General features: G+C 61.2%; 10 protein-coding genes. 7 read left to right on the top strand and 3 right to left on the bottom strand.

Going from position 1 to position 10,948, the window contains the following annotated elements:
- Positions 1 to 1,063: IS110 family transposase (locus tag DW195_RS10060; RefSeq protein WP_118206633.1), on the bottom strand; the 1,063-nt coding region annotated here is incomplete at its 3' end.
- Positions 1,064 to 1,667: 604 nt separating this feature from the next.
- Here DW195_RS10060 and DW195_RS10055 point away from each other — a divergent pair.
- From DW195_RS10055 to yihA, 5 genes are all read left to right on the top strand, one after another.
- Positions 1,668 to 2,522, top strand: coding sequence for a DegV family protein (locus tag DW195_RS10055; RefSeq protein WP_118206632.1), 855 nt, complete (start codon positions 1,668 to 1,670; stop codon positions 2,520 to 2,522).
- Positions 2,523 to 2,709: 187 nt separating this feature from the next.
- Positions 2,710 to 3,528, top strand: a complete 819-nt coding sequence (gene pflA, locus DW195_RS10050) for a pyruvate formate-lyase-activating protein (RefSeq protein ID WP_118206631.1) — start codon at positions 2,710 to 2,712, stop codon at positions 3,526 to 3,528.
- Between the two features lie 242 nt (positions 3,529 to 3,770).
- Positions 3,771 to 3,905 (top strand): hypothetical protein, encoded by a 135-nt coding sequence (locus tag DW195_RS10680; protein ID WP_255413541.1) that lies wholly within the window; start codon positions 3,771 to 3,773, stop codon positions 3,903 to 3,905.
- Positions 3,906 to 3,983: 78 nt separating this feature from the next.
- Complete coding sequence (mtnN, locus tag DW195_RS10045; RefSeq protein WP_118206630.1) at positions 3,984 to 4,724, top strand: 5'-methylthioadenosine/S-adenosylhomocysteine nucleosidase; 741 nt, start codon at positions 3,984 to 3,986, stop codon at positions 4,722 to 4,724.
- Between the two features lie 38 nt (positions 4,725 to 4,762).
- Positions 4,763 to 5,353, top strand: a complete 591-nt coding sequence (yihA, locus tag DW195_RS10040; protein WP_118206629.1) for a ribosome biogenesis GTP-binding protein YihA/YsxC — start codon at positions 4,763 to 4,765, stop codon at positions 5,351 to 5,353.
- A 235-nt stretch (positions 5,354 to 5,588) separates the two neighbouring features.
- On the opposite strand, the gene thrB is transcribed toward yihA, so the two are convergent.
- Together thrB and thrC are read right to left on the bottom strand one after the other, a co-directional pair.
- A complete protein-coding gene (gene thrB / locus DW195_RS10035; RefSeq protein ID WP_118206628.1) occupies positions 5,589 to 6,470 on the bottom strand; it encodes a homoserine kinase in 882 nt (293 codons plus the stop codon).
- A 203-nt stretch (positions 6,471 to 6,673) separates the two neighbouring features.
- The gene (thrC, locus tag DW195_RS10030) at positions 6,674 to 8,191 is read right to left on the bottom strand and encodes a threonine synthase (protein ID WP_118206627.1); all 1,518 of its coding nucleotides are present in this window, start codon (positions 8,189 to 8,191) and stop codon (positions 6,674 to 6,676) included.
- A 103-nt stretch (positions 8,192 to 8,294) separates the two neighbouring features.
- On the opposite strand from thrC, the gene DW195_RS10025 reads away from it, so the two are divergent.
- Positions 8,295 to 9,683 (top strand): aspartate kinase, encoded by a 1,389-nt coding sequence (locus tag DW195_RS10025; RefSeq protein ID WP_118206626.1) that lies wholly within the window; start codon positions 8,295 to 8,297, stop codon positions 9,681 to 9,683.
- A 174-nt stretch (positions 9,684 to 9,857) separates the two neighbouring features.
- Complete coding sequence (locus DW195_RS10020) at positions 9,858 to 10,883, top strand: aspartate-semialdehyde dehydrogenase (RefSeq protein ID WP_118206625.1); 1,026 nt, start codon at positions 9,858 to 9,860, stop codon at positions 10,881 to 10,883.
- Positions 10,884 to 10,948: the final 65 nt, after the last annotated feature.

Raw genomic sequence — 10,948 nt, 5'->3', positions numbered from 1 at the left:
CCGAGGCGTCCCCGGGCCTCCTGATCTCGTGCGGGTGCATCAGCGCCCGGTACGCCTCCCTGGCCACGTAGCGCTTGAGGCACCTCATGACCTCCCTGTCGCTCTTCCCCCGCCCCCTGGCCCTCTCGGCGTACTCGGCGGTCTCGGGGTCGCGCATGACCCTCTGCCTCGCGATCTCGTGCAGCGCGCTGTTCGCCTGCCGGTCGCCGCCCCTGTTGAGCCTGTGCCTCACGGTCTTGCCGCTCGAGGCGGGGATGGGGCAGGCCCCGCATATCGCCGCGAACGACGCCTCGGAGCGCAGCCTGCCCGGGTTGTCCCCGGCCGCGACCGCGAGCTTGGCCGCGCTCACGGGCCCGCACCCGTACATCGCCAGCAGCGCGGGGCAGTTCTCCTCCAGGGACGCCTCGATCGCGCGCTCCATGTCGAGCGCCGCGTCGCGCGCCGCCTCCCACAGGTCCGCCAGCGCGCCGAGCGCGGCGCCCAGCGCGCCCTCGGCGCGCACGGAGGGGAGCTCCTCCATCAGCCTCGGCCCTCCCATGCCGCGGAACCTCGACCTGAGCCCCTCCGGCGCGGTGGTGAGCAGCGACCTCGCGGTGTTTATCGCCGAGGTCCGCGCCTTCACCGCCCCGGAGCGCGCCGCGAGCATGCAGCGCACCCCGTCGACCCACCCGTCCTGGCTCTTGGGGGTCCCGAGCTTCGAGCCGGACATCGCCGCGCGGGCGGCCCTCTCCGCGTCCGCCTCGTCGCACTTTCCCTGCCCCGGGCGCCTCCTCTGCATCCTCGCCGGGGAGAGCGCCTCGCGCACGGGCATCCCCAGCGACGCGAGGTGCCTGGTGAGGCCCGCCCCGTAGGACGACGTCCCCTCCATCGCGACGCAGGCCGGCTCCCCGGCCGCCGCGATCGCCCCGGCGAGCGCCTCGTAGCCCGCCGCGTCGGCGGGGAACTGGCGGGACAGGACCTTGCGGCCCCTCCAGTCGAGGACGCACAGCCAGTGCGAGTCGGCGTGGGTGTCGACCCCGCAGAAGACCGGCCCGCGGGCGCCGGGTGTCGATTCGGTTCTCATGACTCGCTCCGTTCTTTCCGTGCTCGCCTGGACCGGGCAGACGGCACACTGACGGGGCGCGATAGAATGCGGTTGTTCGGGTCCGCGGTATCGCTCCATGCTCCTATTAGGTCATGCGGCGGTCTCGGCTCGCCGCGGCCCGCGCGGGACATGTCAGGAAACGAGGGCAGCCCTGTGGGCGCCAGCGGAATGTGGGGTCACCGCGCGGTCCGCATCTGATGGTGTCGACGTCAATGGTATACGGGTGCATCATCGACGTCTTCAATACAGAAAATATCAGTGCGGAATGTTTTGGGAGGTAGCTTAAACAGCCCCAGCGGGGTCCTGTGTAGTCACCCTTTAGGCGGAACTCTCCTAATGGGTTGAGCGTTCTGGATACTTGCTTGCTACCGCTTATCGTGTATAGCTACCGTTTGCGGAATAAGTAACACTCCTTAATAAACCGTGTAGAATCTCAGATAAGCACGGAGTTTTCCAGGGAGACGCTGTCCTTTGTTGTGTGCAAGGGGCGGCGTCTCTTTGGCGCTTGGAGGCCGTTCTGCAGCAGGACGGCGGACGTGCGTCACATATTTAAAAGCCAACGTTGAGATGGGTTGTGATGATAATGGGCAAGTACGTAATCGTGGTTGAATCTGGTTCGGATGTGACGCCGGAGCTCTGCGAGCGCTATGGCATCGTGCGTGTGCCCATGCATGTCACGATTGGTGACGAGACCGTCGAGGACGGCTCGATCGATCCGCTCGAGATTTACTCGCGCTGCAACGAGTTCGGCGTCATGCCCAAGACCAGCGGTTGCTCGCCGGCGGATTTTGCGCATGTGTACGACCGCATTCACGCCGAGCAGCCCGACGCGACTATCCTGCATCTCGCGTATTCCGAGGCCACGACCTGCTCGCATCAGTCCTCCAAGATTGCAGCTAAGGGGCGCGACTACGTGTTCTCCATGGATACGCGCTTTGTGTCGGTGGGCCAGTCGCTTGTCGCCGTTGAGACCGCCAAGTATATCGAAGCCCATCCGGATGCCACCGTCGACGAGATTTTCGCCTTTACCAATTCCGTTATGGACCGCGTGCTGTTGGGCTTTGTTCCTACCGACCTTGCCTTCCTTAAGGCCGGCGGTCGTTTGTCCAACGTGGCATTCCTCGGTGCCCATCTGCTCAAGATTAAGCCTTGCATTGAGGTAACGGGTGGCAAATTCGTGGCGACCAAGAAGCTCCGCGGCTCTATGCTTAAATGCGCCCGTGCCTTTATTGACCACATGGTTGCGAAGGGCGATATTGATTACTCGCACATTGGTTTGGCGTATTCAGTGGGCCTTTCCGAGGAGCTGCGCGACGATATGGAAGTCTATGCGCACGACCTGGGCTTTAAGGACGTTACCTGGACTCAGGTCGGCGGCGTCATCTCGAGCCACTGCGGTCCGACCGCCTTTGGCGCGGTGCTTACGCTTAAGGCGTAAGGCTTGGCGACTATCGATTTCTATTGCCACGGCGGCGGGCGGGTTGCGACAACCTTCCCGCCGCTTTTGCGTGGAGTCAAATAGGACGATCTAATTGACCGCTAAACCGTTTCGCCATCAGGCGTATGGGCTAGAATGGCTCTGGCATTTTAATTGACAAAAACCAAAGAGAGGCAAGGTTGCGGGAATGGCTGAGATGACGCTTGAGGGTGTGGATGCTCATCCCGAGGACTCTGCGTATGCCCTGGGTCGCGTGCATTCGATCGAGACGATGGGAACGGTCGACGGACCCGGCATCCGCTTTGTGGTGTTTGTTCAGGGCTGTCCCATGCGCTGCGCGTATTGCCACAATCCCGATACCTGGTCTGTTAACGGCGGCACGATGGTGACCGTCGAGCATCTCATGGACGAGTTCCAGAGCAACCATGAGTTCTACCGTAGCGGCGGCATTACCGTTTCGGGTGGCGAACCGCTCCTGCAGCCCGAGTTTTTGGCCGACCTGTTCCGCGTGATGCACAACAACCCCGATGGCCGCGTACACACCTGCCTAGACAGCTGTGGCTATGCATTTGATCCCAAGCATCCGGAGAAGTTCGATGCTGTTCTCAACGAGACCGATATGGTGCTGCTCGACATCAAGCATGCCGATCCAGTTGAGCATAAAAAGCTGACCGGTTGCGATCCTGCGCGCATCCTGGCGTTTGGCGATGAGCTTGCCCGTCGCAAGATTAAGGTTGTTATTCGCCACGTGGTGGTGCCGGGTATCACCGATACGGCGGAGGAATGCGAGAAGCTCGGTCGCCTGATCGCTCCATGGCACAACGTGGTGGGCTTGGAAATGCTGCCGTATCACACGATGGGTGTCGTCAAGTACGAGCAACTGGGTATTCCCTATAAGCTCGAGGGCGTGCCCCAGATGGATACCGCGCGCATGCCCGAGCTGCGCAACGCCGTCATGGCCGGCATGAAAAAGCGCCGCGCCGAACTCAAAAACGCTATCGGCTAGCAGGGCACTCATTGGGGGCAGACTTAAATGAGTGCCCCCGGGCACCTAGTTGATTGCTAGGGAGCTCCGTCAAGTTGCGGTGGAATAGTTCTTGTTTTTCGGCTTATGCCGCCCAAACAGGAACTATTTCACCGCAACTGCGTTTTGGGCAAAGATGCGCAACGGAATCGGTGTTTTTGCATAGAAACGCCTGTTTATTGTTTAGAGACACCTTAAACGCGACTGAATATCTTTGGAAAGAAATGCCTGCTATCGACATCGATGGCCGTACCTATGTCATGAGCGCCATGACATCGATGCCGTGGAGCGACCACTCGAGCGAGGTTACGGCCGCGATTGCAAAGGCGCTGTTTGATACGCGAGCTGCACTGGCTTAGCGTGTTCGTTTGGCGAGGTCAAACAAAATGCTGGTACCATACCGTGGTTGAGAATTTCGTATAGGTTTGGGGAATGGTATGGCTACCATCGCGATTATCGGTGCGCTCGAAAAAGAGATCATGCAGATTAAGGAAGAGCTGAGCGACGTTTGCGAGGCGCGGGAGGCAGGCTTGACCGTTGTGAGCGGTGAGCTCGACGGTCTGACAGTTGTTGCCACAACGGCGGGCATGGGCACGGTGAACGCCGCTGCTGCAACACAGCACCTCATTAGCAAGTATGCTCCGCAGGCTGTTGTGTTTTCGGGCATTGCGGGCGGTTTGAACCCAAAGCTCCATATCGACGACGTGGTCATTGGCAAACGCCTGCGCTATCTGGATACCGATACCGCGCTTATCGCCGAGTCTGCACCGGGGCTCGAGGAGTTTGGCTCGACGCCCGCGCTGGTCGATATTGCCGCCGACGTGCTTGCTGAGCGTGGGTTTGTCGACGCTTCGACAAATGCAGTTGCTTCGAACGAGGGCACCAAGCAGTTCCTGGTCGGCACGATTGCCACGGGTAACCGCTTTGTGACGGGCGCCGCCATGCGCAACGACGCTATCGAGGCGACGCATGCCGATTGTGTCGGCATGGAGGGCGCGGCAATTGCCCATGTCGCAACCAAAAATGGTGTCGATTGCCTGGTGTTGCGCGCTGTCAGCGATAATTGTGACGAGGCGTACGATGCAATTTGCGACCGAGAGTTCGATCTGTTCGAGTACGCGCGTGTCGCAAGTGACATCACGCTCGATATCGTCCGCCGCATTGCCGCTGGGCAATAGCGCGTCTAATTATAAGAACCTACGACCAAGGAGTGTCCATGGCCGATTCCATTAACTACCAGCTTGCCAAGTTCGTCGCCAGCTACGGCAAGGTTTCGCAGATTCCCGAGTCCACCTGCCCCGAGGTGAGCTTTGTCGGCCGCTCCAACGTGGGCAAGTCGTCGATTATGAACAAGCTCTTTGGTCGCAAGAACCTGGTCAAGGTTTCCAGTACGCCGGGCAAGACGAGCAACATCAACTTCTTTGAGGCCGACGACGTGCACTTCGTCGACCTGCCGGGCTATGGTTTCGCCCGTCGTTCTAAGGCCGAGCGTGACCGCTGGGCCGAGCTTATCGGCGACTTCTTCGACTCCGAGCGCAGCTTTAACTTGGTCGTCTCGCTGGTGGACATTCGTCACGACCCCAGCAAGCTCGACCACGACATGATCGACTACCTACAGGGCAACGAGTTCAACTTTATCGTCTGCCTCACCAAAGCCGACAAGCTCAGCCGCACCCAGCAGGCCCGCCAGGCAGCAGTCATCAAAAAGCAGCTCAACGTCCCTGCCGAAAACGTAATCATCACAAGCTCCCAAACCGGTGTGGGCATCGACGAACTCAAAAAGCGCATCGCCGAAGCCTGCCTCTAGCAAGTGCCCCTGCCAATAAAAATCAACTATCAGCCCGGCGACTTTCCAGAGCGTAGGTCCCTGTAGCCGCCGCCAGCGAAGTTAACGTAGGGGAGGCCAGGGGCTTTGCCCCCAAATCTTTCCGCAGGACGGCAGGACCCCCGCCGCACGAAGTGCGCAGCGGGGGTCCTGTCATGTCCGAGGACGATTTGGGGGCAAAGCCCCTGGCCTCCCCGGCGGGTATACGGGACGGCGACTACAGGTATTCGATCTGGGCGCCTTCCGTGTCGCACGTCAGAATATGCGTCTCACACTTGGGGAACTGCTCGCGCAGCTTGACCTGCAGGAACTTCGCCACGATGGTGTCGTCGGTTACGGCCATGAGGGTCGAGCCGGAGCCGCTGATCCAGATGGTCTTGGCACCGCCGTTAAGACAGGTGTCGCGCACGGCGTTGTAGTCGGGAATCAGGCGACGGCGATAGGGTTCCTGAATACGGTCGTCATTGGCGGCGGCAATCAGGTCCAGATCGCCGGTCTCGAGACCGCGCGTCATGCCGGCGATGCGGCCCATCTGCCATACGGCGGTGGAAAGCGGAATCTCCTGCGGCACGACCTTGCGCGCCTCACTCGTGTGTACCTCGTAGGGCGGAATCACGGTAATAAAACGCAGGCGATCGCTCACCTCGTAGCGCAGGCACTGGGGGAGCGAATCGGTCGGCGTAAAGGAGCAGACGGCGCCGCCCAGGATAGCGGGGGCGACGTTATCGGGATGGCCCTCGACCTCGGTGGCAATGCGGACGAGCTCGGCGCGGTCGACGGTGTGGCCCGTCAGCGCGGCGGCGGCCATAATGCCGGCGACAACGCAGGTGGAGCTGGAACCCAGGCCACGAGCGACGGGAACGTCAGTCTGAATGTCGATGGTAACGGGAAAAGCCGGCTCGCCCCATGCGGCAAGCGCATCGACAAAGCTCACGTAGACCAGGTTGTTCTCGTTTTGGAATTCCTCGGGGCAGCCCGTGATGGTGAGCTTGTCGGCGCGCTCGAAGGTGAAGTGCGAGTAGAGGCTGACGGCCATGCCGAGGGTGTCGTAGCCAATGCCTAGGTTGGCGCTGGTTGCTGGGACGGTGATTTTGATCATGTGAGTCCTCCTGGCGTGCCTGGCTGTTTAGTTCGCTGCTCGGGCAGTCCTGCGCAAGACGGAAAGCACATTAAGTGCTTTCCTTTGCGTGCGGAACTCGCGACGAACTAAACAGCCAGGCACGCTGTGCGCGTTCGTCATCATCCCGGGGGTTATCTGATGAAAGAAGGTGCGCCGGCTTTCGCCGGCGCTTAATGAGGGGTTTAGTTGGTAGCCATCTTTTTTGCTGCGGACTCGACGTAGTTTGCCATCTCATCGACGTCGCAGACGTCTTCGAAGCGGATGGGCTTGGACTCGAGTTCGGCGAGCTGGGTCGGGGCGACCGTGTTGGTGGCCTGCTCGAGCACGCGCATGGCCTCAAAATCATCCTCGGGAACGTTGAGCCCCAAGGCGTCGCAGCAGGCGCGTGGGAACTTGTAAGGGCTGGCGGTCGAAAGCAGCACGCGGACCTTGGCGCCCTCGGCGGGAGCGACCTGCTCAAAGACGTGATAGCCGCAGGCGGTATGCGGATCGATCACGTAGCCGTTCGCATCCCAGCAGGTCTTGATGGCAGCGCGGACCTCGTCCTCGCTGGCCCAGCCGCAGCCAAAGACGCTCTGAATCTTTGCCAGCAGCTCGGCGGGCACCTCGTAACGACCGGTCTGAGCGAGCTGCTCCATAAGGCCGGCAACGAGCTCGCAGTCGCCATCGGACAGGAAGTAGAGCATGCGCTCCAGGTTGGAGCTGATGAGGATGTCCATCGACGGCGAGATGGTCGTGAAGAACGGGCGGTTACGGTCGTAAACGCCGGTGGTCAGGAAGTCGGCCAGCACGTTGTTCTTGTCGCTCGCCACGACGAGCTTGGCGACGGGCAGACCCATGCGCTTGGCGTAGTAGCCGGCCAAGATATCGCCAAAGTTGCCGGTGGGCACGCAGAACTCTACGGCGTCGCCAGCCTCGATAGCGCCGGCGCGCAGCAGCTGCGCATAGGCGGCAAAGTAGTAGACGACCTGCGGCACCAGGCGGCCGACATTGATGGAGTTGGCACTCGAAAGCACGGTGCCAGCGGCCTCCAGGCGCTCGGCAAGCTCCTTATCGGCAAAGATGCGCTTGACGGCGCTCTGGGCGTCGTCAAAGTTGCCGCGGATGCCGCAGACGGCGACGTTGTCGCCCTCCTGAGTGGACATCTGCAGGTTCTGGACGCGGCTGACCTTGCCCTCGGGATAAAAGACAGTGATGCCCGTGCCCGGAGCGTCGGCAAAGCCGGCGAGTGCTGCCTTGCCGGTGTCGCCCGACGTGGCGGTGACGATCATGATGCGCTCGGCGCCGCCGTCCTTGGCAGAGGTGCGGGCCATCAGGCGGGGGAGCATCTGCAGGGCGACGTCCTTAAAGGCGCTCGTGGGGCCGCCAAAGAGCTCCATCACATAGGTTTGCGGGGCGTCGGCGCCCGGTGCGGCGTCGAGTTTGACGAGCGGCGTAACCTCTTCGCTCGCGAACGTGCCGCGGTATGCCTCATTCACACAGGCCGAAATTTCTTCGGCTGTGTAATCATTCAGTAACATTCCCAACACATCTTGAGCGATTTCAAAGTACGATTTATCTGCAAGCGAGCTGATATCGACCTGCTGGGTGCCCAGCTCGTCCGAGACAAACAAACCCCCGTCGGGAGCGATGCCGGTACGGATTGCCACCTTACTTGAGCACGATAAAGTGCGTCCTCGTGTACTATGATAAGTTCCCATATAACACTGCTCCTCGGATGCCTTGGTCCCAATCGGTGAAACCATGGTATCAGAGCGCGCAAAACAGGTTTGCAGAGGCTTTTAGAAAGGTAACCTCAAGCCCATGATTAAGATTGCCAAGTTTGGCGGCTCGTCGGTCGCCGACGCCGAACACTTTAAGAAGATCAAGGCCATTGTCGATGCCGACCCGGCCCGCCGTTTTGTGGTGGTTTCTGCCTGCGGTCGCCGCTTTAAGGGCGATACCAAGGTGACCGACCTGCTCTACTTGGTTAACGCACACGTTAAGTACCACGTGTCGTGCGAGGAGCTGCTCGAGGACATTGGCCAGCGCTATTTTGATATCGCTGACGAGCTGGAGCTCACCTATCCCATCCGCGAGGAGTTTGCGGCCTTTGCCGAGCGTGCTCGCTCCGGTGGCTACTCCACCGAGGAGCTCGTAAGCCGTGGCGAGTACTTTACCGCTCGTCTGATGGCCGAGTACCTGGGCCTGCCGTTCCTGGATGCCGCGACGGTCGTGGCGTTCCATCACGACGGTACGCTCAGCATGAACCGCACCTCCGAGCTGGTGCAGGAGTACGGTCAGCAGGGTGGCTTTGTCATGCCCGGTTTCTACGGCGCGACGCGTGAGGGCCAAATCAAGCTGCTCGACCGCGGCGGCGGCGATATTTCCGGCTCGATCCTGGCCAAGTGCTTGGGCGCCGACCTGTACGAGAACTGGACCGACGTCTCGGGCTTCTATTCTGCCGATCCTCGCATTGTGCCCGAGGCTCAGCCCATCGCCCGCGTTACCTACGAGGAGCTGCGCGAGCTTTCGTACATGGGCGCGAGCGTCCTGCACGAGGAGGCTGTGTTCCCCGTGCGCGAGGCTGGTATTCCGCTGGTCATCAAGAACACCAACGCGCCGCAGGACCCCGGCACCATCATTAGCGAGACCGCCGATGAGGGCGCGGCTGAGCCTATCATCACCGGCGTGACCGGTAAGCGCGGCTTTGTCGCCATTAACGTTGCCCGCGACCGTACCAAGCCCCGCGTCGGCTTTATGCGTCGTGCGCTTTCGGTCTTCGAGCGCTATGACGTTTCCGTCGAGCACATGCCCACCGGTGTCGACCGCTTTGGCGCCGTGGTGCAGGAGCAGGACGTTCACGATTCGCTGTACTCGCTCGTGGGCGACATTCAGCAGGAGGTCGAGCCGCTCGAGATCGAGGTTGTCGAGGGTCTGGCACTTATCGCGACCGTCGGCCGTAACCTGCGCGGCCGCGCAGGTATCTCGGGCCACCTGTTTGGCATGCTTGGCCAGGCTGGCGTGAGCGTGCGTATGATTTCGCAGAGCTGTGACGAGATCAACATCATCATCGGTGTCGAGGAGAAGGACTTCGACCTGGCGATCCAGACCATTTACCGTGCCTTCTCCGACGAAAACGGCATTGTGAAGGTCTCCGACCTGGAGGCTCCCGCGCCGGCCGATCCCGCCCTGGCAGCCCTCCACAAGTAGTTACCATCCCGGTAGATTTTTTAGGATGTCCCAAAAATCTACTATCGGGCGTTTCGTTTCGGTTTCGTTTCGACGGGGCGGGTTTTGTATCCGCCCCGTTCTTGTATAAACTGGGCAAGAATATCCGGCCTGCTTGGCGTGCGGGCGATAGCCACAACCTTTAAAGGGGGAAGCATGAAACAGTACACGGTTGCTATTTTGGGTGCGACGGGAGCCGTGGGCACCCAGATGCTTGAGTGCCTCAACGAGCAGGAGTTTCCGGTCGGTAAGCTCAAGCTGCTGGCGAGCGCACGCTCTGCAGGCAAGACCGTCGAGTTCCGCGGCGAGCAGGTTGTGATTGAGGAGGCTTGCCCCGATGCCTTTGAGGGCTGCGACATCGTACTCGGCGCTGCCGGCGACGATATCGCCAAGGAGCTGCTGCCCGAGGCCGTCAAGCGCGGCGCCGTCGTGGTCGACAACAGCCACGCCTTCCGCATGGATCCCGAGGTGCCGCTGGTCGTGCCCGAGATCAATGCCGACGATATCAAGTGGCATCACGGCCTTATCGCCAACCCCAACTGCGCGACCATCATCGGTTTGGTTCCCACCTGGCCGCTGCATCAGCTCGCCGGCGTGAAGCGCATGATCGTTTCGACGTACCAGGCGGCTTCGGGCGCCGGTGCCCCCGGTATGGCAGAGCTCGAGGCCCAGCTGGCCGCCCTGGGCCGCGGCGAGGAGATTCCCGAGCCGCGCGCGTTTGCCGCCCAGCTGGCGAGCAACCTGATTCCGCAGATCGGCGGCGTCAAGGAGGAGGGCTTTACCTCCGAGGAGATGAAGCTGCAAAACGAGGGCCGCAAGATTATGCATCTGCCCGAGCTGCGCGTGAACTGCACCTGCGTGCGCGTGCCCGTGCTGCGTTCGCACTCCGAGAGCATTACGCTCGAGTTTGAGCGCGACATTACGGTTGAGGAGGCCCGTGCTGCGCTGGCTGCCGCTCCCGGCGTCAAGCTGGTTGACGACATGAGCGCCGAGGACGCGCACGATCGCTTCCCCATGCCGATGGATACGTCCGACCAGGATTTGATTTGGGTCGGCCGCGTGCGTCGCGACATCTCGAACCCCGAGGCCGCGCGCGGCATCACCTTCTGGTGCTGCGGCGACCAAATCCGTAAGGGCGCGGCAACCAACGCCGTCCAGATTGCTAAGCTGCTCTGCGAGTAGTGCGACCTGTCCGGCGGGGGCCGGGCCTAGTTTTCAGAACACCCCGCAGACCAGTGTGGCGCCTT

The organism is Collinsella sp. AM17-1, from assembly GCF_003470665.1.
Taxonomy (GTDB): domain Bacteria; phylum Actinomycetota; class Coriobacteriia; order Coriobacteriales; family Coriobacteriaceae; genus Collinsella.
This window is presented reverse-complemented; position numbering and strand designations above follow the sequence as displayed.

What these genes read in the sequence shown, in the direction of transcription:
- DW195_RS10055 (WP_118206632.1), top strand. Translation starts at nt 1,668, where the DNA reads ATGGGCAAGTACGTAATCGTGGTTGAATCTGGTTCGGATGTGACGCCG.
- pflA (WP_118206631.1), top strand. Translation starts at nt 2,710, where the DNA reads ATGGCTGAGATGACGCTTGAGGGTGTGGATGCTCATCCCGAGGACTCT.
- DW195_RS10680 (WP_255413541.1), top strand. Translation starts at nt 3,771, where the DNA reads ATGCCTGCTATCGACATCGATGGCCGTACCTATGTCATGAGCGCCATG.
- mtnN (WP_118206630.1), top strand. Translation starts at nt 3,984, where the DNA reads ATGGCTACCATCGCGATTATCGGTGCGCTCGAAAAAGAGATCATGCAG.
- yihA (WP_118206629.1), top strand. Translation starts at nt 4,763, where the DNA reads ATGGCCGATTCCATTAACTACCAGCTTGCCAAGTTCGTCGCCAGCTAC.
- thrB (WP_118206628.1), bottom strand. Translation starts at nt 6,470, where the DNA reads ATGATCAAAATCACCGTCCCAGCAACCAGCGCCAACCTAGGCATTGGC.
- thrC (WP_118206627.1), bottom strand. Translation starts at nt 8,191, where the DNA reads ATGGGAACTTATCATAGTACACGAGGACGCACTTTATCGTGCTCAAGT.
- DW195_RS10025 (WP_118206626.1), top strand. Translation starts at nt 8,295, where the DNA reads ATGATTAAGATTGCCAAGTTTGGCGGCTCGTCGGTCGCCGACGCCGAA.
- DW195_RS10020 (WP_118206625.1), top strand. Translation starts at nt 9,858, where the DNA reads ATGAAACAGTACACGGTTGCTATTTTGGGTGCGACGGGAGCCGTGGGC.